Here is a 21454-nt window from a genome sequence, read left to right on the forward strand (position 1 = left end):
AATAGTTTAAAGCTTGCGTTTATACACCGGTACCGTCGAACAGGGTTCGCCATACATGATGCTCTTGACGACTTTGCTTAAGCCGAGCGTAAATTTTATAAATGCAGATTCTGGGATATAAATTTCTCCACATCCTTTTACCACTACACGTTCATCTTGATATTGTTTAAAGTCTATCTCGTCTAGGGCCTGGCTAAATAAGCTATTCCATACGGTATCTTTGTCGCCAAAATGGACCGAGACAGCGAAAGGTTCGAGCGTGTTCGCGAGGAGCATATATGCCCAAGTAGGGACGATCGCATCGGTGGAACATATGATGCCAATATGTTTATTTTGATATTGGCTCCAGTCGTGTTCTTTAATAAATGTTCTAAAATCTTTTTCTTTTAAGATAAGCCCGTGGAATAAATTATCCTTGATGTCATACACCACGATTTCCTCTTTGGGGGCGTAATTGGCCAAATCGACCGTAACTAGGCCGCTCTGGGCTACTTTATTGACGATGTTTTCTTGAATCTCCATACGATACAAAACAAAAAGCCGGACAGTTATTGTCCGGCTATAAAGTTACTTATTATATCCTAATAGAATCTAATGCGATTGTCATGAATATCGGCTTTGTGTTGAAGCGCTTGGTAAATTGCTCCCCAAGAGCGTTGTGCTTTTGCCGTTTGTATTTGTTGCTTCTGGTTATTGATATCGCTGGCAACAAGTTCTGCCGGGTTTACAAAACCGGTTACTTGTACCGCATAAACGCCTTGCTCGCCTTTGACCGCTTTCGACAGTTTGTTGGGTTGCAGGCCAAATGCTGTTCCGACTACTGCTGGCTCCATCGCAATACCTGGAAGTACTGGGTTGGCTAAGACGATATTCTCGATATCTACTGCTGGTTTTCCTAATTTTTGTGCAACCTGATCAATAGACGACGCCCCGTTTAATGCATTGTTCAGCTTTTCGGTAAGCATTTTAGCCTTTACCTCATTACGAACGCGTGCTTCCATTTGTGGCTTTGCTGCTGTTAGCGATAGCGTGCCCTTAGGTTGGATATCGGCTACGCGAGCGACGATGAAATGATCTTCAGTATCAAAGATACGCTCAGAAACGTTGCCTTTTTCTGCCTCAAAAGCCCAGCGAATTAAGTCTCTCGGTACTTCCACGCCATTAAACGTATTGTCCATGGTCATTACGCGTTCTGCTTTAAGTAACGGCGTGCTGTTTTTATTGGCGATTTCTTCAAAGTTTTTACTATTTGCGTCACTAAAGAAACTGTTTGCTTTTGCGTACGCAGCGTCCGTGGTAGCTTTACCACTGTTAATCACCTTGTCTACAATCGCTGCTTTAACAATTTTAGAGTTACCAACTTGTTTCTCAATGCGAATAATATGGGTGCCGAAACGGCTATTAACGATTACGACATCACCGATTTTACCCGAAAATACGGCTTCGTCAAATTCAGGAACCATTTGTCCGCGGGCAAAAGTACCTAAGTCGCCGCCGTTTATTTTACTACCCTCGTCTAAGCTAAATTGTATTGCCAAGGCAGCGAAACTTTCTCCTTGCTGAATCAAACCTTTGATAGAATCTGCTTTCGCTTGTGCTTTGTCTACACCACCCTCTGCGGTAGGGTTCAACAAGATATGTGACGCTTTTACGGAGTCCGGACTAAATTTTGATTCTACAACTTTCGCTATTTCAAATCTATCTTGCGATAAAAAAGGACCTACCGTCGTACCTATTGGGCTGTTGAAAATTACCGAATCCAGTGCAGGGCTAACTTGGCCTTTACGTAGGTAAGTATAGGGATATTTCGTGTCGGAGTTGACGGCTGCAAATAGTGAATCTGTCGTGGAATTTATGAGTTCACTTTTCAATTGTTCGATAACTGATTTTGTAGCGGCAGTATCATTAGCGGTAGGTGTAGCGTCAAATAATACGTACTCTATTGTTCTGGTTTCCTCTGGATTCTCAAAGGCGTTTTTATGCGCATCATAATACGCTTTATAATCTGCATCGGTTAATTTAATTTCGGCATCTTTCACCGAGGAATAATCAAGCGTCAAATATTTAAAGTTCGCCAATTTATTGCGTTGGTTGTATTCTTCTTGGGCTTCCAAAGAAGTAACATAGACACTGTTGACCAATAGATTCGAATACTTTTCGTTCAAACGTTCGTTACGGATGTTTTCTAAAAGCATCTCCCATTGCTGACGCATTTCCGGTGTTCCTTGGCTATTTATTTGTGAAAGAAACGTGTTGAGTTGGGTTTTATCAAATACCCCCGTTTGCGGATTTGTAAATGCTTGAACAATTTGAGGAGATGGGTTTGCACCAGACACCAAACTGTTGAGTTCGTCTCTGCCGACCGAAAGACCGATTTTTTCGATCTCTTGTTTCAAAAGTTCTTGGGAGATAAATTGATTCCAAACTTGTTGTACCGCATAATTACGCATCTGAGGGGATGCAGATCCTCCCATTTGCTGTTGATACATGGCCGTCGTTTGATCCACTTGTGCGTTAAAGACTTGATAGTCGATGGATTCTCCATTAACGCTGCCCACTTGATTTTGATTCTTCATCCAAAAAGGAGTCCCATAGCTGATGATATCTCCTAATAAAAACGCAATAATTGCCAAACCGATCACGGTTACTACCAGCCCCGCTCGGTTCCGCAAATAGCTCATTAATCCCATAGTCTATATACTCTGTTTATTCAGTTACTTAATTGACCTTTATTAAAAACAAGGCGCAAGATACAACTTTTATGAAAAAAAAGTGTAAAAAAATCACCAGACATTTTAATTGCCGAAAGAAGGAAGTTGTTGATCGTTTGACGGAACAAAGAAGCCCGTCATATTTTGGCCATCAATTTTTTTGAAGTCTGCGTCCGAAACGAAGGAGGTGGCCTGCAGATCTCCGCGTTGGTCCTTGAATTGGAATGTGATCGGAACTGTATTGTAATAGATGTTTTTTTTCTCGTCAAAATACAGTTCTTCTGTCTTGATGACGGAGCCATCAGCCATGTTGACCACTACATTGCGCCTAAATTCGGTAAGACCCTCGTTCTGCTTTTGGAGTGCGTATTCTGAACGAATACGTTGGGATTCGACACCCTTCTCATCAAAAAAACGTATTAATACGCCTTCTTTAAACTCGTACATCGCAATGCTATCCGGATATTCCCGAAGCTCAGGAGCGGTTAGTTCGGCCTTTACTCGTGCAGAGTCACTGTAGATGACGGTTACATCTTTAGAAACGTTTACATTTTCTTCCTGTTGTATGTTAGCGATCTTCTCTACATCCCGTAGATCGTTTTCACAGGCGATGAATACGAAGGCGCCTAACGATGCATATAGCGTTAAGGATAAGCTTTTTGTTATGTGACGACCTCGCAACAACATAGTTAGTCTAAACTGCGGCGGATAAACCAAGAGTCATTGATCGTAAATCCAAAATTGATATTAATGTACCGTTCGCGCACTAGGTTATGTTTGAGGGAGCCTTGTTGTCCAAACTCGGCTGATATGTTTATTTGAGAAAACGTGCGACCAAAGTTTGTTTCCGGAAGTGGTAATCCAATCCCAACACTAACGGCCATGTCGTTGATGCGTTGATTTCTATAGACAACAGGCGTTTGATTGTAACGAAATCCTAAGCGATAATCCACTTGGTTCCAGTAGCGTACCGAAGTGGGGTCGGGTTTAATCTGGCCTCCGACGGCAACACCATAGCTTTTCTCCAATTTGTTTTGCCCTTCTTGTACTTCGAATTTGGACCAATCGGCATAATTAAAATCGGCACCGATTAACCAATTATATCCTTTTGATAGGGTGAAGCCTATATTATGCTTTAAAGGCAGTTGGATTTTTCGGGAAGCAAAGGATCCTGTACTAACCGTGTCTAGTGGTGGTGCAATATAATCTTCGTCGAAATTATTCTCCGAAATCGTAATGATTCGACTTGGTCTCGCTGTAATATTGTTATTCAACGTTCCGGAATAACCGAGGGTTAGGTTGTACTTGTTATTGATAGATTTGCTGTATTGAAGACCATAGTCAACGGTTAATCCTCGTATGTTTCGCGTTTCCTTAAGTTCTGCCGGATACGTAGATAGATCGCCTACAAATTTGACTTGGGTTATGTCGTGTAGGTTTCCGAAAAGAAAACCAGCATTGGCCCCGATACTTAAACCTTTAATTGGGGATACCCCGTATCCTAAATAGGCTTTGTTGATGCCGCCTTCGCCAAATATTTGCTTCTCATAAACTAAGTTGTCTATGGATTCTACATTTTTCGAAGAATAGCCTACATCGGAGAATGGGATGAGTCCGAAAGAAAAACCTCCGTATTTTTGCAGCGGAATACCAATCGCGACGTGTCCGAAAGCAAAATCGGCGGTATGATCACTCACATTATCTCTGGAGAGCTGTGTGAAGTTGCCGTACATCCCCGCTTCCAGTACGGTGCGGTTTAATGCAGAATAAGAAGCTGGATTGGCAATATTCAACGTGGGGAGCCCCGTAAGGTACCTCACACCGGTGGAAATTCCTCCCATAGCACGCGTTTGAGGTAATAAGTCGTTCCGCATTTGTCCTAGACCAAATTGTGAGTAAGGCGAATGTGATGTGGATCGTTGTGCGTATCCTTGCTGAATACCTACTAAACTTAATCCTAACAATAATTGCAGTGCTATTTTGGTGAAACTTCCTATCGAACGTATGTGCATGGTCAAAATTTGCTACAAAACTATCTAATTTTTAACTATTCCGTTAGTTCTATTTGTTAAAAAAGGTTAATCGAATGGTTGTTAGGGAGTTGTGGGTTTGTTCTTCTAAACGAATTGGAAATAGATGATAGAAGCTATGATAATAAGATATAGTGTTTCGTATATCCATTTTGATTTAGAATTGGTGAAATAAAATGCAAGGTATATTGCGAATGGGGGAGCACAGAGCAAGAAATGGTTAATCGTGATATGCTTATTCAGGTAGAAAGATCCTAATGTCAGTAGGATCATGAAAAATAAAAGTTGGAATGATTTGCGCAGATGGACGACACTCTTGAAGAAATGGTCTTTTAATACAATGAGGAAAAAAAATAGGGTGATAATGACTGGCAGCAATACGAGGTAATCGTACATATTTAGAGAGAGTTCGGTCGGGAAAGCGTAGCTAAGGGGCTTGAAAATGGCGAAAAATTCGGGGAGGCGGCCCATCCAATAATAGATCACACCTAACAGGAAGTATATGGTCGAAAAGCCTAATAACGGTGTTAGCCATTCTCTCCAGTTAAAGGGACGAAAAATTAATAAACTTATCCATAAAAGTACCATCATCACCATAAAGGGGAAGTAAATCAGGCTCCCGATGGCTACGATCATTCCCAGATCAAGCATCAGCGCTTTTATGTCGTGTTGTTTATAGATATTGAATAGTTTACCCAGCATCCATATCGTGATGAAATTACAGATAAGAGGAGGGGACAAAACTAAGAAGGGGGTTAAGAGGCTAACCAGCGTCATATACATCAATGCTGGGGTGAAATTGGGTTTGCCGAGCAGGTTGAAGTTGTTGACAATACGGTTTAAAAAAAAACCTTGTAAAAGCGTGAGGATCAACGTTACCATCACGTTGGCTTCCGGAGATAAATTGGAGCCTATACGTATCCCGATTAGGTTATTGACCGCCGGCTCAAATAAAATCGGGGTGATGTGTGCTGGAAGGCTAAGGAAAATACCGAGGCATAGAACCAAACCGATAGCCGAGACGAAAATAATATTGACCGGCGAAAATTTTCGATGTTGGTTTATAATCATCGTTTTTTACTCCTCCAGCTTCTTAATCCGTCGGTCCAATAAAAACAGGAATATGCCCAATACGATAAAAATGGTTACGAGCACGAGCACGACGACGTATATCTTCCCTGAGCTACGTAGGCCAGTAGCCATCTCTATTTCGCCCTGGGCGAAGACATTGATGCTCGCGATGAGAAGTAATAAAAAGGTAGCTATCTTCTTCATGATAATACGGTTATTCGATAATGTTTCTTTTGTTTTCCAGCAGGCGTACGCGATAACGTAACGAGCATATCCAGAAGCCGAGTAGTATCCAACCGATAGTTGCGGTATAAAACACCGGACGCATTTGGTTGTCCATATCCAAATCGCCGAACGTTCCGTTGCCACCGCTTCCAGGGTGTAGGGAATCTGTCATTTTGGGCATGATGTACATCAGTACGATCATGATGGGGAACGCAAAAATATTGTATACTGCCGATATCTTGGCTCTTTTTTGCTCTTCTTCTAGGGCGTTTCGTAGCACAACGTAGGCTAGATACATGAGTGTAGCGATCGCCGAACCGTTGGTTTTTGGGTCGTTAGGCCAAAAATCTCCCCAGGTGATATTAGCCCACTGCATGCCGGTTAACAAGCCGATAATACAAAAAACAATGCCCGTATTGACGGCTTCTACGGCCATCAGATCGTCTTGAATACGGCCCTTGCTTAGATAACGCACGCTATAAATAACCGAAATCAGGTAAAGGACAAACATCGTAGACCACATCGGTACGTGGAAATACACATTACGGATGGTCTCATGTAGGAGGAATAAGGCGGGTACCGGACCGAGGAAGCCTGCAATAATGCTAATGGCCACCATCACCAGTCCTAGAATTTTCCACCAAGATTTTTTCATCTGTCGTTTGTTTTGCTCAAAATCACCATATGCTGGTGACTTAAAAAATTATCTAAAGATGATCCACCGGAAGGCGGATCGGTTGCAGCATTAATCCCGCCAAAGATAAGGAAATAACAATAAAGATATAGTAACCGTAATTACATTAATTGCTAGTAAGACGACGATATCATTTGTGCTATCTACTCTTGGTGCGCCTGCTAATGCATTTTGCGATAAGGATATCAAGACAATAAGTAGTGGGATAATAACGGGGAAACTTAAGATGGCCATGAGTGTGCTGTTGTTGCCCGCTTTTGCACTAATACCGGATACCATAGTAAAGACGGAGGCAAAACTCATACTTCCTAACAAAACTGCGGTGGCATATAAAACGGGATCACCTACCGGATTGTTAAAGGTGACACTATAGGCGAGGTACGCGATCACGGATAAGAGGACCATAATGAGCGTGTTGTAAATTATCTTCGATAAAATAACTGCGTGGGGGCTAATCAGCGTGTAGTAATAAAGTTGTCTGTTTTGGCTTTCTTGAACGAAACTTCGGCTAATAGCGTTTACACTTGCAAAGAGCATAATAATCCAGAACAGGGCGTTCCAAACAAGTGTATCTACAGATTGGAATGCTTGATAACATACAAATACTGTAGATACAACATATAATAAGATGCCGTTTATCGCGTATTTTGAACGCCATTCAAGAACGATATCTTTATAAACTAATGTTTTTACCTGTTGGAGTGTATTCATATACGATGTAAAGATACGAATACTTGCGTGTGAAACTGCGCAAACTCCAAAATAGCTTTAAGCTTTGTCGAGTTCTGATTTTGCTCGGTTGACTACTTCTTCTGCCTTGTCTTCTGCGTGGTGTACAGCTTGTGAAGCCTTGTCTGCCAATTTGTGTGCTTTGTCGGCTGCTGCATCTACTGCCCGCACGCCCGCATCTTTCGCTTTGGCTTTCAGGTTTTCTAATTCGGCTTTCGTCGATTTTGCAATTTTAGCAGCACGTTTTGCCTCTTTTTTTGAAAGTTCTTTAATTGACTTCGTCAAATCTTTTACACTTTCGTTCGCACGTTCCAGCTGGCGTTTGCCATCATCGGTGCCTAACAAATAATAAGCAGCTGCTCCAGCAGCTAAGCCAAGAAGTGCGAATGCAATGAATCCATTTTTATTTTCCATAATACCTGTTTTTTGTCTGTTCTGAAAAATTATTAATATTTTATTAATCTAACAAAAAGCGCTGCAAAAAGTTTTTCGTAAGTATTTTTTCTGAGCAAAAAAAGAGCTGTTTATCCGGTTTGGGTAACATGCTGTATTGATTGTAAAGAATACAGGTGATGATAAAGACCGCTACCTTTGGACATCAGCTCTACATGGTTTCCTATATCCGATACTTTGCCGTTTTCAATTACTACGATCTGATCCGCATCTTTTATGGTGCTTAATCGGTGGGCAATAATGACGGAGGTACGGTTGCGCATTAACTCTTCTAAAGCTAATTGAACAAGACGTTCAGATTCGGAATCTAAAGAGGAGGTTGCTTCGTCTAGAATTAGAATAGCTGGATCTTTCAATAATGCGCGTGCAATAGCGATTCGTTGACGTTGTCCACCGGACAATTTTATGCCTCTTTCGCCCACTAGTGTTTCGTAACCTTGTGGGAAGGTCATAATGAAATCGTGTGCATTCGCTCGTTTAGCAGCCTCTATAATTTCTTCGGCGTTGGCGTCTAATCGGCCATATCCGATGTTTTCGCGGATGGTACCTCCGAACAGCAACACGTCCTGCGGAACGATCGCTACTTGGTTACGGATGTCGGTAAGCGAATAAGCTGAGCTGTCCTTGCCGTCGTAGACGATATTTCCTGCTGTAGGCGCGTAAAATTGCAAAATGAGGGAGGCTATAGTTGATTTTCCCGTACCACTAGGACCTACCAAAGCCAATTTTTTACCTGCCTCAACATGAAATGAAATATCTTTTAAGATAGGGATGTCCGGCCGTGAAGGATAAGTAAATCCTACCTGGTTAAAGCTGAGCGCCCCCTTCATGGGCGTTCTGATGTCATTGTTGCTTTCCGATATTGTTATCATCTCCGGTTCTTCTTCCAAAATGTCGAGCACACGTTCGCTAGCACCAATGGAGCGTTGTATGTTCGCATATAATTCCGGGAAGCTGCCCATCGATCCAGCGACAAACATCGAATAGAGTATATAAGTCGTGAGGTCGCCTACGGAGATTTCACCTTGTGAGACAAGGGAAGCACCGTACCAAATAACGAGAATAACAGCTCCGAAGATGCAGAATATAATGAACGAGGCGAAAATGCCCCGATAAGTAGCCCCTTTTACCGCCAGTTTTACTACCGCATTCAATTTATGTGCATAGCGATGGGCCTCATAATATTCATTGACGAATGCTTTGACGTTGGTGATGCCTGATAGTGTTTCTTGCACGATCGTGTTGGAGTCGGCCAATTGATCTTGTGCTTGGCGGGATAAATTACGTATAAAGCGGCCGAAAACAATAGCGATGATGATAATGATAGGTAGAATACATAGATTCATCAGCGCTAGTTTGGGCGACACGAGGACTAACAAGCAGATACCGAAAGCGAGGCTGATGGCTTGACGTAGCATCTCTGCTAAAGTCGTTGTCAGCGTGTCCTGAATTTGAGCTAAATCTGTAGAAAGACGACTGTTTAATTCGCCCACTCGTCTATTTGCAAAAAACTCAATGGGTAAAGTGATGAGTCTATGGTAGGTGTCTTTGCGGATGCTTGCCAACGCTTTCTCTGCTATCTCTACAAAAAAGCGTATTCTGCCGAAAGATAAAATCGATTGGAAAAAAAGTAGGGTCATCGCAATGCCTCCAATGCTAAGGAGATCAGCGGGTAGCCAAGGATAGGTTTGTTGTCCCTGAGCGGCATCGATCATCGCGCCAAGTAACGCAGGGAACGCCAGCATCGTCAAGCTCGATAAAATAAGAAAAAACATGCCCCATATAAATTTTCCTCTATATGGTTTTAAATAGGTGAAAATTTTTAACGCTTTCTTAAGTAACGCCTTATTTATCTTGGGTTTAGGTAAGTCTTCCGACTGTGTATTACCACTATTCAAACGCGATCTCGCCATTCTCTTTAACTGGGATTATTAGCTAGCAAAAATACAGTATTATTTATGTGACCTTATCACTCTTGCGTCAAATTTTGATGCTTACGGTCCCTAAAATATCTGAAAGTGATAAAGCCTAGCCCTAACAGGAGGAGGATCGTGCAAAAGATGATGGTACGTTGACTGCGTTGTTGGTTGTTCAGGATGTCGATTTGCTGACGTAGTTTCTCGTTTTCGCTTTGAAGTTTCGTAATGGTTTGCATGTAGCCCAAAATTTCCCGATCATACTGTATAACCAAATTTTCATTTCGACTACTTTCATTGCCTTTGATATCGAGTAGTTTCTTCGTTTCCAGAAAGATGTCGTTATCTACTAGAACAACCTCTCGGAGAATGTTAATGGACTTCTGCATGTCTGCTTTCCGCTTGAACAAACCGAATATCCCGGTCTTCTGCCGTAAGCTAGTGTCGAACGCTCCAAAGCGTCGACTACGCTCTTCTAATAAATTATTTACGCGTTTTCTTTGTTGTTCGTAGTTGAGGGAATCTATGTCAACATTAGGTTGCGCAAGGCATCCGGGCAGTATTCCCGCAAAAAAGAATAAAAAAATGAAGAATTGCTTCATGTTAATCGTCTAGAAATTCTACCATTACGACCTCATCCTGCTGTAATCCCAATAGTCGGCTTGCATGGCCTTTGTTGATAGCAATTTCCAAGAAATTGCTGATTCCGAATAAACAAAGTTTTTCTCCTTCAGGTACTTCATTATAGTGCCAACTCAGTCTACTGATGGTTTCGTTCCTTTTAAAATGTAGTTTGAAGGCTCGTCCTTTTTGGATGTCGTTGAAAAGTTCTTTGCTGATGTTGCTAATGACGTTTCCGAATGCATCGATATAGGAAACATGTCCTTTTATCGTGTTAACGGTTACCAACGGTTGTACCAATACTTTTTTGAGCGGTTTGTCCATTGGTTGACCAATGACAGCTAGCGGTTCACCCTTAGCAATATGGCAAGCGGCTTTAGAAAGAATATCAGCAAGCGGGAAATGAAGATACCGTAAGTCTTGCATGATGTCGATTTCGAATAACTCTTGGGCTTCATGTTCTCCCAAGATAATGCTGAAAATGCCATTGTCTGCTCCCACAAAAAAGTGGTCTTCAAATTTCATCATGGCGTAGCGGGAATCCTCTTGAAAAACAGTATCGATACCGATGAGATGTACCGTTCCTTTCGGGAAATAATGGAAAGCGTTACGAAGCACGACAGCGGCACGCTGTATATCAAAAGAAGGTATTTCGTGCGTAATATCTACTAGACGGACATGCGGCAGCTGCGATATGATGCTGCCTTTCAATGCCGCTTGATAAAAATCACGGTGCCCCAAATCTGTTGTAAGCGTTATTACTCCCATACACTATGTACCCTTTAGAGATACGAAAAAAACATTAAAATGTGATGCTGCTCTCTCCTTTAAAAGAACTACAAAAGTAATAAAAGAAAGTGCAATATAAACCGTTGCCGCGCTAAATTCGGTTTTTTTGTTGCGCACCTACTAATAACGGAACGTAATTTGTATTTTTGATTCATTAAATGAATTGTATCAAGCAGCTTAATAAGAAAATTGGTCAATAGGTATAGCGGATTGCTGTAAAACATCTATCTTTATTACACATAATATATACAAACAATTTGAACGAAGTACTTATACCATTAGATGACGTTAACTTGGTGACGTTATGGGGCACTCAAAATGAATATTTTGAGTTAATAAAGAAGGGGTTTCCGAAACTGCGTTTAGTGGCCCGGGGCAATGAATTAAAGGTGTTAGGAGAAGAATCCGAACAGCAGCGGTTTGAGAAAGTATTTGCGCGCATATTGACACATATAGCGCAATTTCAAAACTTAGATGCCGCGGTTTTAGAGGATATCTTGGGTATAACAGGTTCCGCAGTGCGAACAGATGAAAAGAAAGCAGAACCGGTGGCTTTTAAAGGAGAGCCGATAGTATATGGGCCTAACGGTTTGATCGTCCGTGCCCGCACACCGAATCAACTAAAAATGGTGCAGAGTATCGCTCATAATGATATTCTGTTTGCCATCGGACCGGCGGGAACGGGAAAAACGTATACGGCCGTAGCATTAGCTGTACGGGCGCTAAGGAATAAGGAAATAAAGCGTATCATATTGACGCGTCCTGCGGTGGAAGCTGGCGAGAATCTTGGATTCCTGCCGGGCGACCTCAAAGAGAAGGTGGATCCTTATTTACGCCCATTGTATGATGCGTTGGATGACATGATTCCGGCGGATAAATTGAAAGATTATTTGGAACGCAGGGTGATAGAGGTTGCACCGCTAGCCTTTATGCGTGGTCGTACCTTGGATAATTGTTTTGTTATCTTGGATGAAGCACAGAACGCTACCGATATGCAATTGAAAATGTTTCTTACACGAATGGGGCCTACGGCAAAATTTATTGTCACTGGAGATTTGACTCAAATCGATTTGCCTAAGAAAACACAATCTGGCCTAGCGACCGCGGTAAAACTTTTAGAAAAAATAAAAGGTATCGATATTATTCACTTAAGCGGGTCCGATGTAGTTCGGCATAAGCTTGTAAGACGTATATTGGAGGCGTATGGCGATATTTAGGTTAGCATAATGATGATGAACAAGTAAAAAGAACATGCGCAAAGCACGGTACGAAGCATTATAAATAACAAGATGAACGCAATAAAAGAAACAGCATTTAAATTCCAGAAACAAAAGGCCTTTTATAAAGGCAAAGTGCGTGACGTATATAGCCTTGCGGAGGATTACTTGGTGATGGTGGCTTCGGATAGAATTTCGGCTTTTGATGTTGTTTTGCCTCGTCCGATCCCCTACAAAGGTCAAGTGTTGAACCAAATTGCGGCTAAATTTTTGGAGGCTACTCAGGATATTATTCCAAATTGGGTTATTTCGGTACCCGACCCCAACGCTACGATAGGTTATAAGTGCGAACCATTCAAAGTCGAAATGGTGATCAGAGGTTATCTTGCCGGTCATTTATGGCGTACTTATCGGGAAGGAAAAAGAACGATATGTGGGGTGACTGTGCCGGACGGGTTGAAAGAAAACGATAAACTTCCGCAGCCGATTATAACGCCTACTACAAAGGCAGATGTGGGGCATGATGAAGATATTTCGCAAACAGATCTCATTGCGAAAGGCATCGTAAGCGAAGAAGATTATGAACAATTAGAAAAATATGCGCATGCGCTCTATCAACGCGGTACAGAAATGGCGCGTGAACGCGGACTAATACTGGTTGATACGAAGTATGAGTTTGGAGAGCGTGGGGGGCAAATTTATTTGATGGATGAAATCCATACGCCCGATTCGTCTCGGTATTTTTATGCCGAGGGGTACGAGCAGCGCCAAGCCAAGGGGGAGCCACAGCGCCAACTTTCCAAAGAGTTTGTGAGAGAGTGGCTCATGAATAATGACTTTCAAGGCAAAGATGGTCAGACGGTTCCCGAGATGACGGATGAAATTGTGCAGTCCATATCTGCACGCTATATTGAACTTTACGAACATATTACTGGAGAACAATTTCAATATCCAGACAGTGAAAACATCGTTTCGCGGGTGGAACGAAATGTAATAGAAGCATTAAATAAATTGATATGAAATTTACGGTTGACAAGCATGAACGCTATGTGGTTATTGAACCACTGCGGAACTTCCTAGACGGGGAGGCTGCAGCGAAATTGAAAGGTGAGTTTATGTTGCGCCATACGGGCGGCCAGCGTAATATTGTATTAGATCTGTGTAATGTTGAGGATGCGGATGAAGACGGCTTGCGCATGGGGTTATTGGCGCGTCGGTTATGCAAAGCCTCGGGTGGGCTCTTTATTCTTACTGGCTTAAACGATAGACTCTTAACCTTGCTAAAGATGGCCAATATGGAAGGGTATTTTAAAACAGCCCCAACAGTTTCCGCTGCAGAGGATATGATTTTTGGTAATGAAATTCGATTAGATCTAAGAACGGGCCAGCATGACGAAGTTTGAGGTTTTGATTTTGGGAAACAGTTCGGCGACGCCCATGTTCGGGCGTCATCCAACATCCCAAGTTCTAAACTTTAATGAACAGCTTTTTCTTATAGACTGCGGTGAAGGTACCCAAATGCAATTATTCCGCTATGGCATAAAAGGCAGTCGGATTAACCATATTTTTATCAGCCATTTGCATGGAGATCATTATTTTGGTCTTATTGGGCTGCTTTCTTCACAACATTTGGTGGGGCGTAAGAACGAATTGCATTTGTACGGTCCGCCTGCGCTCAAAGAGATTCTGGAGGTACAATTTAAATACTCGGATACGCAGCTGCGTTACCCCTTGATTTTCCATGCAACAGATGAGCACCAGGAACAAATTATATTTGAAAACAATCTCCTTTGTGTACGGAGTTTTCCGCTACGCCACCGTATCCCCTGTACCGGTTTTCGTTTTGATGAAAAACAGCGGTCAGCTTCCTTAAAAAAAGAAGAAGTGGAGCGGTTGCATATACCGGCATCCTACCGGCGTCTTATCAAAAATGGAGTAGACTACGTGGCTGCAGACGGTACCGTTTATCCAGCCAAAGATCTGACCGATACGCCGCCCCCATCGCGTAGCTATGCATATTGCTCCGATACCGTCGTGCACGATGATTATTTGGAGGCTATCCGTGGAGTCGACTTGTTATATCACGAAGCAACATTTTTGCATGATCGGGTCGAACGTGCGAAGGAAACGTTTCATACAACCAGTTTGGAAGCAGCAGAAGTAGCGCGTAAAGTAGCTGCTAAGAAACTGTTGCTTGGGCATTTTTCCGCTCGTTATAAAGATTTACAGCCCCTATTGTCAGAGGCAAGGACAGTTTTTTTTGCTACAGAGTTATCGGAGGAAGGCAAATGGTTTTTAGTATAGGGTTTTTGTATATTTTTCCGCATCTTTACACGTTCAATTGAAGACCTGCATGAGCAGTTGCTAAGAAAAGAATAGAAATCATTTAGCCTATGCAAGCTTCATTGCCATAAAGAATACATTGTTCTAATGAAAAAAATATGAAGACGTCTTTTAGCCTAAACGTATTGCTGAGGGATAACATAAAAAAATTAGTGCCCTATTCATCTGCACGGGACGAATTTAAAGGGGAAGCCTCTGTTCTATTGGATGCCAATGAAAATGCGTTTGGTTCACCATACGCTAAAAACTATAATCGCTATCCGGACCCCTTGCAACATCGAGTAAAAGAAAAACTGCGCCTTATCAAAGGTGTCCCTGAGGAGAATATTTTTTTGGGGAACGGTAGTGATGAAGCGATTGACATTCTTTTTCGTGCTTTTTGTGAGCCGGGAAGAGATAACGTTATTTTAGTGCCGCCCACGTATGGTATGTACGAGGTTTCGGCCAATATTAATAACGTCGCCTATAAAAAAATAAACTTGACAGCCGATTACCAGCTGGATTTAGAAGGGATTGCTTCGGCTATTGATGCGCATACCAAACTTATCTTTATCTGTTCCCCTAATAACCCTACTGGCAATAGTATTCACCGACAAGATATCGAGACAATCTTAGTCAATTTCGATGGGATTGTGGTTGTCGATGAAGCCTATATCAATTTCGCTAAGCAGGCTTCTTTTACGTCGGATTTGGGAGAATTTCCCAATTTGGTGGTCTTGCAGACGCTTTCCAAAGCTTGGGGACTTGCTGCCTTGCGATTAGGGATGGCTTTTGCTAGTAAGGATATTATCACGGTTTTTAACAAAATTAAACCACCCTATAACATCAATCAAGCGACGCAAGATATTGTGTTGGAGGCTTTGGATGGGGTGGATATTGTCAATGAGTGGATTAAAGAAGTTGTGAAAGAGCGGGAAAAACTCGCCGAATCATTGCTGACGATGCCTCAAGTTGTGCATGTGACGCCTTCAGACGCCAACTTTATATTGGTCAAGTTAGAGGAGCCGAGAGCGCTTTATGATTTTTTGGTTGATCGGGGGATTATTGTGCGCGACCGTTCTAAAGTCGAATTGTGCGAAGGATGCTTGCGGTTGACGATTGGCACGCCCCAAGAAAATAATCTGTTATTAAAGAGTATGCGGGAGTTTTATGAGGATCAAACGCAGAGAAGGATGTAAATAGCACACCTACGGTGTTAACCCCGTATCAGTTATTGGAAAAAATAAAAATGAAGAGAGTATTATTTATAGACCGCGATGGTACGTTGATCTTGGAGCCGGAAGACGAGCAGATTGATTCGTTTGCGAAGCTTAAGTTCTATCCGGGAGCACTGCAATATTTACCACGCATAGCAAAAGAACTGGATTTTGAATTGGTTTTGGTATCCAACCAAGATGGGTTGGGCACCACATCGCATCCCGAAGAAAATTTTTGGCCCGTACATCATTTTATACTAGATACGTTTGCTGGAGAAGGGGTTCAATTTGTCCGGGAGCACATTGATCGTACATTTCCACATGAAAACGCCCCTACCCGGAAACCGGGTATCGGCATGTTGGGAGATTATTTCAACGCAGAGAAGTATGACCTAGCAGGATCTTTTGTGATAGGCGATCGTGTCAATGATGTAAAGCTAGCGGAGAATATGGGCGCGCAAGCCATCTGGTTGCGTAACGATGAAATGTTAGGCAAGGCGGAGAACGTGCAGATACAAAACGATGCGATTGCGTTGGAAACAACCGATTGGAAGTCTATATATGAGTTTTTAAAACTAGGCACGCGTACCGGCGAACACCATCGTAAAACGAATGAAACCGATATCTACATCCACGTAAATTTGGATGGTTCTGGAAAATCAGATATCGATACCGGTTTACCGTTCTTTGATCATATGCTTGATCAGATCGCACGACACGGTGCAATTGATCTAACGGTAAAGGCGAAAGGTGATTTGCACATCGATGAACATCATACTATTGAAGATACCGGTATCGCGTTGGGCGAAATCTTCCTAAAGGTTTTAGGGGATAAACGCGGTATTGAACGTTATGCGTATACTTTGCCGATGGATGACTGCCTGGCACAAGTAGCGATCGATTTCGGTGGCCGAAATTGGATCGTATGGGAGGCAACTTTCAACCGCGAGAAAATAGGGGATATGCCTACAGAGATGTTTTTCCATTTCTTTAAATCATTCTCGGATGCATCGAAGTCAAATTTGAATATCAAAGCGGAAGGCGATAATGAGCACCATAAAATAGAGGCTATTTTCAAGGCATTCGCGAAATCAATAAAAAAAGCAGTTCGCCGAGATGCGGAGAATATGCAATTGCCGAGTACAAAAGGGGTTTTGTAGAAAAAGATGATCGGAATCGTAAATTACGGAGCAGGAAATATTTTTTCATTGACCGCGGCACTGCACCGTGTCGGTATTGCCTATGGTATGATCGATAAGGTCGCGGATTTTGATCTTTACGATCGTATTATAATCCCGGGAGTGGGACACGCCGGAGCCGCCATGCTGAAATTGCAAGAGACGGGCTTGGTGCAGCATATTATCGCATCGGGCAAACCGGTATTGGGGATTTGTGTGGGGATGCAATTGTTGACGGCATTTTCAGAAGAAGGTTCGGCCGAACTTTTGAATATTGTGCCATTGAAAACCTTGCATTTCGAAAAGCGTATTGGCAAGAAAGTTCCACACATGGGATGGAATAGTATCGTGCCCAAGAAAGATTGTCCTCTTTTTAAGGGGATTTCTGAGAATAGTTACTTCTATTTTGTACACTCTTATTTTATTGAGGCGGATGAACAATACACCAGTGCGTTTTGTACATACGACGTGGTTTTTTCAGCTGCTCTACAAAAAGATAATTTTTACGGTGTACAGTTTCATCCGGAGAAATCCGGGAAGCCTGGAGAGCAGATATTGCTGAATTTTTCTCAATTATAGGTAGATATTGTTTATAATTGTTGATTATTAATTGACGACTTTATAAGTCGTGACATTTAACTTATTACTGTAGAATATGTATATCATTCCTGCTATTGATGTTTTGGATAAAAAGGTTGTCCGTCTGAGAGAGGGCAATTACGATGACGTCACGACGTATGACATATCATTGGAAGAACAAATAAAGATGTATCATGCCAATGGTACCGAAATCGTTCATATCATTGATTTGAATGGTGCGAAGGGCGATTTCAGTAATCAGGATTATCTGTTTGACATTATTCGTAAAACAGATATGAAAGTGCAGTATGGCGGAGGGGTGAGAAGCATTGAGAAAGTCAAAGAATTAGTGGATGCAGGTGTTTATCGGGTGATCGTTGGAACGCAGGCTATTACCAATCCAACCTTTTTGGAGGAGCTTAGCAAGCTTAATGAAGGACGTGTAAAATACGCTGATCATATTGTTATTGCAATCGATGTATTGGATGAAGTCATTAAATATTCGGGTTGGCTAGAAAGCTCACCCATTAAGCTGATCGCTTATATCGACAAATGTCTTTCTTTAGGTTTTTTCCGTTTTCTATGTACAGACATTAGTAAGGACGGAAAGCTCGGTGGCGCCGGTGTAGAACTATATCAGAAACTACTGGATCACTCACCGATCATCAAATTGATAGGATCAGGTGGGATAAGTTCGATGGATGACATCCGTGACTTACAAGCACTCGGTAGAATGGAATCTTGCGTGGTGGGGAAAGCCATCTATGAGAACAAGATTAGCATTGACGAGATTAAAGACTGGAACCTGAAAGCGCTTATCAGTATCTAAGTATGTTGGCAAAACGTATTATCCCCTGTTTGGATGTCAAAGATGGTCGTACTGTAAAAGGCGTTAACTTCGTGGATCTGCGGGATGCTGGCGATCCAGTTGAGCTCGCTTGGCAGTATTCGCAACAGGGAGCAGACGAATTGGTGTTTCTCGACATCACGGCTACGCACGAAAAACGTAAGACGACCATCGAGCTGGTAAAAGCTGTAGCTAAGCAAATTAATATTCCTTTTACCATAGGTGGCGGAATAAACGAATTGAAAGACGCCGAGATATTATTGCATGCCGGAGCAGACAAAATTTCAATCAATTCGGCAGCCGTGCGTAACCCGGCATTGATTGACGAACTTGCCCGTTCTTTCGGACGTCAATTTGTTGTTGTTGCGGTCGATACGCGTGTGGTCGACGGAGAAAATTTTGTTTATTTACGCGGTGGTCGAGATAAAACCGATATACGCACGGAGGATTGGGTTAAAGAAGCAGAGCAACGAGGCGCGGGAGAGATCCTTTTGACTTCAATGGATCATGACGGAACGAAGAATGGCTTTGATAACACGTTATTAAGACAAATTAACGAGACGATAAATATACCATTGATTGCGTCGGGCGGGGCAGGAAAACAAGCGCATTTTGTGGACGTATTTCAGCAGGCCAATGTAGATGCTGCTTTGGCAGCATCGGTGTTTCATTATGGCGAAATTTTGATCCCAGAGCTGAAAGAGACGCTCCGAACGAACGGAATTGTGGTTAGATAGCTAATATAAATACAATAAAATGGATTTCGCAAAAGGAGACGGATTGATTCCCGTTGTTATACAGGATAGTCAGACACTCGAAGTGCTGATGTTAGGGTATATGAATGAGGAGGCGTGGACGAAGACTCAACAAGAGAGACGCGTAACCTTTTATTCGCGAAGCAAAAATAGATTGTGGACAAAAGGAGAGGAAAGTGGTCACTTTTTAGAGATGGTTTCTTTCCATGCGGATTGTGATAATGATACCTTATTAATAAAGGTCAGGCCGGCGGGACCGACCTGCCATACCGGCGCGCGCAGTTGTTTCCAGACCGAATATAATCAGAACTTCCTATTACAATTGGAGCGTATCGTGCAGCAGCGTTACGATCATCCGATAGAAGAATCTTATGTGAACCGCCTACGGCAGAGAGGCTTGAATAAAATCGCCCAGAAAGTTGGTGAAGAGGCTGTAGAAACAGTTATAGCTGCATTGGCCGAAACGGAACACGATTTTATCAATGAGTCCTCCGATCTATTCTTCCATTTGCTGGTACTTCTTCGGGAAAAAGGTTTGGATTTACAGGTGATTGCCAAAAACCTAGAAAGTCGGCATCAATAAAAAGGAGTAATATGCTAACGGTTGATGTTTCTTTATCTAACACATTCATAGGTCATCAAAATCCTATATTCGCCGTATCCCACGGTTTGGATGCGTCGACCATTTTTACCGGAGGTAATGATAAAGGGGTGGTAGAGTGGGATATGCGTGAAGGAAAGTTTAAGCGTATTTTGTGTGCCGTTCCGGCTTCCGTTTATGTGCTTCATCTGCTAGAAGAAGAAGGGGTTTTGATCATCGGATTGCGTAATGGAGAGGTATGGTTTGTGGATATAGCACGACAGGAACTTATCCATAAAACCCAGACTGAAAAAGGAGCGGTTTTTGATCTTAGGGTGCTTCCTGATAAACGAGAGATTATCGCAACAGGCGAAGAAGGCGTGGCCTACGTCTGGTCGTTAGATAATTATGCTTTGCTCTACAAATTCCCTATAGCGGATACAACGGTACGTGTTATTGAGCCTTATCCAAACACGAACCAGATTGCTTTCGGCGATAAAAATGGGGTCGTACACCTCTATGATACGGCTGATTTTCGAGCGATAACTAATCAGCAGGTACATAGCCTTCCGGTTACGGCTTTGGCCGTTACGGATACGAGTTTGCTTACAGGGGGGAGAGATGCGAAGCTGGTTCGGCTAGCGCAGCATGATCTGTCGATTATAGAAGCTATTACACCGCATATGTTTACCGTGTATGCCATACTTCCGCATCCAAGTTTGCCGATTATCGCGACCGTCAGCCGCGACAAATCGATCAAAATATGGAACGCCTTATCGCTAGCTCTGTTAAAAAATATCAGTATCGAACGGGGATATGACGCACACCGTTTGTCCATTAATACCGCGACTTGGGTTGGTGACCAATTAGTTACCGCTGGCGATGACAAACTCGTGAAAATATGGGATGTCTCCGTGCAGGACAGTTGATGTTTTTACAAACGCTTTAATGCTGCTTTAATCAGTTGCTCCACGGTTTGCTCCGCATCACTCGCCACCAGACTATTCAATACTTTTTCTGCCTGAGGTTTCCCAAAACCCAACATCAGTAGTGCGCTGAGTGCTTCCTCTGGTACTGATTGTTTGGTAACTGGAAGTGGAATAAGCGCATCAGGTCCTTGTTTTTTCAGTTTATCCTGAAGCTCTAAAATAACACGTTGAGCCGATTTAGGCCCTATTCCTTTTATCTTCTGCATCACCTGCACCTGCCCTTGGATGATCGCGTTCTGGATTTCCTCAGGGGTGATGGAAGAAAGCATCATGCGTCCGGTATTGGGGCCGATACCCGATACCGAGATTAAGTGGTTGAACAATTGACGTTCGCCCTCTGTTGCAAAACCATAAAGCGTTTGCGAATCTTCTCGGACCTGAAATGAAATGTAGAGCTTACATTGTTCTTGATCTTTAATCAGGCTATACGTTGTGAGCGAGATATGGATGTGGTAGCCGATGCCACCCACATCAAGGACGACGTGGGTGGGGGCTTTGAATACTAGTTTTCCGTTAAAATAATCGTACATG

24 protein-coding genes are annotated in these 21454 nt (G+C 42.6%); 11 read left to right on the forward strand and 13 right to left on the reverse strand.

What is annotated here, in order from left to right:
- Window positions 1-6: 6 nt before the first annotated feature.
- The 12 genes from LKO28_RS06015 to LKO28_RS06070 all read right to left on the reverse strand — a co-directional run bounded on the left by LKO28_RS06015 (window position 7) and on the right by LKO28_RS06070 (window position 11218).
- Entirely contained in the window at window positions 7-522 is a 516-nt protein-coding gene (locus LKO28_RS06015) for a DUF2480 family protein (protein WP_227693806.1), read from the reverse strand.
- A gap of 59 nt (window positions 523-581) precedes the next feature.
- Window positions 582-2681 (reverse strand): peptidylprolyl isomerase, encoded by a 2100-nt coding sequence (locus LKO28_RS06020; protein ID WP_227693807.1) that lies wholly within the window; start codon window positions 2679-2681, stop codon window positions 582-584.
- A gap of 114 nt (window positions 2682-2795) precedes the next feature.
- Window positions 2796-3398, reverse strand: coding sequence for an LPS export ABC transporter periplasmic protein LptC (gene lptC / locus LKO28_RS06025; protein WP_227693808.1), 603 nt, complete (start codon window positions 3396-3398; stop codon window positions 2796-2798).
- A 2-nt stretch (window positions 3399-3400) separates the two neighbouring features.
- Window positions 3401-4723: a hypothetical protein gene (locus LKO28_RS06030; protein ID WP_227693809.1), complete on the reverse strand. Its 1323-nt coding sequence runs from the start codon at window positions 4721-4723 to the stop codon at window positions 3401-3403.
- 105 nt (window positions 4724-4828) lie between these two features.
- Window positions 4829-5812, reverse strand: coding sequence for a DUF6427 family protein (locus LKO28_RS06035; protein WP_227693810.1), 984 nt, complete (start codon window positions 5810-5812; stop codon window positions 4829-4831).
- 6 nt (window positions 5813-5818) lie between these two features.
- Entirely contained in the window at window positions 5819-6016 is a 198-nt protein-coding gene (locus LKO28_RS06040; RefSeq protein WP_227693811.1) for a CcmD family protein, read from the reverse strand.
- A 10-nt stretch (window positions 6017-6026) separates the two neighbouring features.
- Window positions 6027-6692, reverse strand: coding sequence for a cytochrome c biogenesis protein (gene ccsA / locus LKO28_RS06045; RefSeq protein WP_227693812.1), 666 nt, complete (start codon window positions 6690-6692; stop codon window positions 6027-6029).
- Window positions 6693-6782: 90 nt separating this feature from the next.
- Window positions 6783-7442 (reverse strand): heme exporter protein CcmB, encoded by a 660-nt coding sequence (locus LKO28_RS06050; RefSeq protein ID WP_227693813.1) that lies wholly within the window; start codon window positions 7440-7442, stop codon window positions 6783-6785.
- Window positions 7443-7499: 57 nt separating this feature from the next.
- Complete coding sequence (locus LKO28_RS06055; RefSeq protein ID WP_227693814.1) at window positions 7500-7874, reverse strand: hypothetical protein; 375 nt, start codon at window positions 7872-7874, stop codon at window positions 7500-7502.
- Between the two features lie 110 nt (window positions 7875-7984).
- On the reverse strand, window positions 7985-9826 hold the full coding sequence (locus LKO28_RS06060) for an ABC transporter ATP-binding protein (protein ID WP_227693815.1): 1842 nt from the start codon (window positions 9824-9826) through the stop codon (window positions 7985-7987).
- Window positions 9827-9882: 56 nt separating this feature from the next.
- Window positions 9883-10431 (reverse strand): hypothetical protein, encoded by a 549-nt coding sequence (locus LKO28_RS06065; RefSeq protein WP_227693816.1) that lies wholly within the window; start codon window positions 10429-10431, stop codon window positions 9883-9885.
- 1 nt (window position 10432) lies between these two features.
- Window positions 10433-11218 carry an S-adenosyl-l-methionine hydroxide adenosyltransferase family protein gene (locus LKO28_RS06070; RefSeq protein ID WP_227693817.1) on the reverse strand — a complete coding sequence of 262 codons (786 nt, stop codon included), beginning with the start codon at window positions 11216-11218 and terminating at the stop codon, window positions 10433-10435.
- 278 nt (window positions 11219-11496) lie between these two features.
- On the opposite strand from LKO28_RS06070, the gene LKO28_RS06075 reads away from it, so the two are divergent.
- The 11 genes from LKO28_RS06075 to LKO28_RS06125 all read left to right on the forward strand — a co-directional run bounded on the left by LKO28_RS06075 (window position 11497) and on the right by LKO28_RS06125 (window position 20863).
- Window positions 11497-12456, forward strand: a complete 960-nt coding sequence (locus LKO28_RS06075) for a PhoH family protein (RefSeq protein WP_227693818.1) — start codon at window positions 11497-11499, stop codon at window positions 12454-12456.
- Between the two features lie 72 nt (window positions 12457-12528).
- Window positions 12529-13476 carry a phosphoribosylaminoimidazolesuccinocarboxamide synthase gene (locus LKO28_RS06080; protein ID WP_227693819.1) on the forward strand — a complete coding sequence of 316 codons (948 nt, stop codon included), beginning with the start codon at window positions 12529-12531 and terminating at the stop codon, window positions 13474-13476.
- Window positions 13473-13859: an STAS domain-containing protein gene (locus LKO28_RS06085; RefSeq protein ID WP_227693820.1), complete on the forward strand. Its 387-nt coding sequence runs from the start codon at window positions 13473-13475 to the stop codon at window positions 13857-13859. Before LKO28_RS06080 ends, LKO28_RS06085 begins: the two co-directional genes overlap by 4 nt.
- The gene (locus tag LKO28_RS06090) at window positions 13846-14760 is read left to right on the forward strand and encodes a ribonuclease Z (protein ID WP_227693821.1); all 915 of its coding nucleotides are present in this window, start codon (window positions 13846-13848) and stop codon (window positions 14758-14760) included. The genes LKO28_RS06085 and LKO28_RS06090 overlap by 14 nt, the downstream gene beginning before the upstream one ends.
- Window positions 14761-14897: 137 nt before the next feature.
- The gene (gene hisC / locus LKO28_RS06095; protein WP_227693822.1) at window positions 14898-15977 is read left to right on the forward strand and encodes a histidinol-phosphate transaminase; all 1080 of its coding nucleotides are present in this window, start codon (window positions 14898-14900) and stop codon (window positions 15975-15977) included.
- Window positions 15978-16027: 50 nt separating this feature from the next.
- Window positions 16028-17155, forward strand: a complete 1128-nt coding sequence (gene hisB / locus LKO28_RS06100) for a bifunctional histidinol-phosphatase/imidazoleglycerol-phosphate dehydratase HisB (protein WP_227693823.1) — start codon at window positions 16028-16030, stop codon at window positions 17153-17155.
- Window positions 17156-17161: 6 nt separating this feature from the next.
- Window positions 17162-17752, forward strand: a complete 591-nt coding sequence (gene hisH, locus LKO28_RS06105; protein ID WP_227693824.1) for an imidazole glycerol phosphate synthase subunit HisH — start codon at window positions 17162-17164, stop codon at window positions 17750-17752.
- Between the two features lie 76 nt (window positions 17753-17828).
- Window positions 17829-18581: a HisA/HisF-related TIM barrel protein gene (locus LKO28_RS06110; protein ID WP_227693825.1), complete on the forward strand. Its 753-nt coding sequence runs from the start codon at window positions 17829-17831 to the stop codon at window positions 18579-18581.
- A gap of 2 nt (window positions 18582-18583) precedes the next feature.
- Window positions 18584-19336, forward strand: coding sequence for an imidazole glycerol phosphate synthase subunit HisF (gene hisF, locus LKO28_RS06115; protein ID WP_227693826.1), 753 nt, complete (start codon window positions 18584-18586; stop codon window positions 19334-19336).
- 19 nt (window positions 19337-19355) lie between these two features.
- The gene (gene hisIE / locus LKO28_RS06120) at window positions 19356-19937 is read left to right on the forward strand and encodes a bifunctional phosphoribosyl-AMP cyclohydrolase/phosphoribosyl-ATP diphosphatase HisIE (RefSeq protein WP_227693827.1); all 582 of its coding nucleotides are present in this window, start codon (window positions 19356-19358) and stop codon (window positions 19935-19937) included.
- An 11-nt stretch (window positions 19938-19948) separates the two neighbouring features.
- On the forward strand, window positions 19949-20863 hold the full coding sequence (locus tag LKO28_RS06125) for a WD40 repeat domain-containing protein (RefSeq protein WP_227693828.1): 915 nt from the start codon (window positions 19949-19951) through the stop codon (window positions 20861-20863).
- 5 nt (window positions 20864-20868) lie between these two features.
- On the opposite strand, the gene ruvA is transcribed toward LKO28_RS06125, so the two are convergent.
- Window positions 20869-21453 (reverse strand): Holliday junction branch migration protein RuvA, encoded by a 585-nt coding sequence (gene ruvA, locus LKO28_RS06130; protein ID WP_227693829.1) that lies wholly within the window; start codon window positions 21451-21453, stop codon window positions 20869-20871.
- Window position 21454 lies beyond the last annotated feature (1 nt).

It is taken from the genome of Sphingobacterium sp. FBM7-1 (genome assembly GCF_020687765.1).
GTDB lineage: Bacteria > Bacteroidota > Bacteroidia > Sphingobacteriales > Sphingobacteriaceae > Sphingobacterium.

Excerpts from the sequence above, each read along its gene's own strand:
- LKO28_RS06015 (WP_227693806.1), bottom strand. The coding sequence starts at position 522 with ATGGAGATTCAAGAAAACATCGTCAATAAAGTAGCCCAGAGCGGCCTA.
- LKO28_RS06020 (WP_227693807.1), bottom strand. The coding sequence starts at position 2,681 with ATGAGCTATTTGCGGAACCGAGCGGGGCTGGTAGTAACCGTGATCGGT.
- lptC (WP_227693808.1), bottom strand. The coding sequence starts at position 3,398 with ATGTTGTTGCGAGGTCGTCACATAACAAAAAGCTTATCCTTAACGCTA.
- LKO28_RS06030 (WP_227693809.1), bottom strand. The coding sequence starts at position 4,723 with ATGCACATACGTTCGATAGGAAGTTTCACCAAAATAGCACTGCAATTA.
- LKO28_RS06035 (WP_227693810.1), bottom strand. The coding sequence starts at position 5,812 with ATGATTATAAACCAACATCGAAAATTTTCGCCGGTCAATATTATTTTC.
- LKO28_RS06040 (WP_227693811.1), bottom strand. The coding sequence starts at position 6,016 with ATGAAGAAGATAGCTACCTTTTTATTACTTCTCATCGCGAGCATCAAT.
- ccsA (WP_227693812.1), bottom strand. The coding sequence starts at position 6,692 with ATGAAAAAATCTTGGTGGAAAATTCTAGGACTGGTGATGGTGGCCATT.
- LKO28_RS06050 (WP_227693813.1), bottom strand. The coding sequence starts at position 7,442 with ATGAATACACTCCAACAGGTAAAAACATTAGTTTATAAAGATATCGTT.
- LKO28_RS06055 (WP_227693814.1), bottom strand. The coding sequence starts at position 7,874 with ATGGAAAATAAAAATGGATTCATTGCATTCGCACTTCTTGGCTTAGCT.
- LKO28_RS06060 (WP_227693815.1), bottom strand. The coding sequence starts at position 9,826 with ATGGCGAGATCGCGTTTGAATAGTGGTAATACACAGTCGGAAGACTTA.
- LKO28_RS06065 (WP_227693816.1), bottom strand. The coding sequence starts at position 10,431 with ATGAAGCAATTCTTCATTTTTTTATTCTTTTTTGCGGGAATACTGCCC.
- LKO28_RS06070 (WP_227693817.1), bottom strand. The coding sequence starts at position 11,218 with ATGGGAGTAATAACGCTTACAACAGATTTGGGGCACCGTGATTTTTAT.
- LKO28_RS06080 (WP_227693819.1), top strand. The coding sequence starts at position 12,529 with ATGAACGCAATAAAAGAAACAGCATTTAAATTCCAGAAACAAAAGGCC.
- LKO28_RS06085 (WP_227693820.1), top strand. The coding sequence starts at position 13,473 with ATGAAATTTACGGTTGACAAGCATGAACGCTATGTGGTTATTGAACCA.
- LKO28_RS06090 (WP_227693821.1), top strand. The coding sequence starts at position 13,846 with ATGACGAAGTTTGAGGTTTTGATTTTGGGAAACAGTTCGGCGACGCCC.
- hisC (WP_227693822.1), top strand. The coding sequence starts at position 14,898 with ATGAAGACGTCTTTTAGCCTAAACGTATTGCTGAGGGATAACATAAAA.
- hisB (WP_227693823.1), top strand. The coding sequence starts at position 16,028 with ATGAAGAGAGTATTATTTATAGACCGCGATGGTACGTTGATCTTGGAG.
- hisH (WP_227693824.1), top strand. The coding sequence starts at position 17,162 with ATGATCGGAATCGTAAATTACGGAGCAGGAAATATTTTTTCATTGACC.
- LKO28_RS06110 (WP_227693825.1), top strand. The coding sequence starts at position 17,829 with ATGTATATCATTCCTGCTATTGATGTTTTGGATAAAAAGGTTGTCCGT.
- hisF (WP_227693826.1), top strand. The coding sequence starts at position 18,584 with ATGTTGGCAAAACGTATTATCCCCTGTTTGGATGTCAAAGATGGTCGT.
- hisIE (WP_227693827.1), top strand. The coding sequence starts at position 19,356 with ATGGATTTCGCAAAAGGAGACGGATTGATTCCCGTTGTTATACAGGAT.
- LKO28_RS06125 (WP_227693828.1), top strand. The coding sequence starts at position 19,949 with ATGCTAACGGTTGATGTTTCTTTATCTAACACATTCATAGGTCATCAA.
- ruvA (WP_227693829.1), bottom strand. The coding sequence starts at position 21,453 with ATGTACGATTATTTTAACGGAAAACTAGTATTCAAAGCCCCCACCCAC.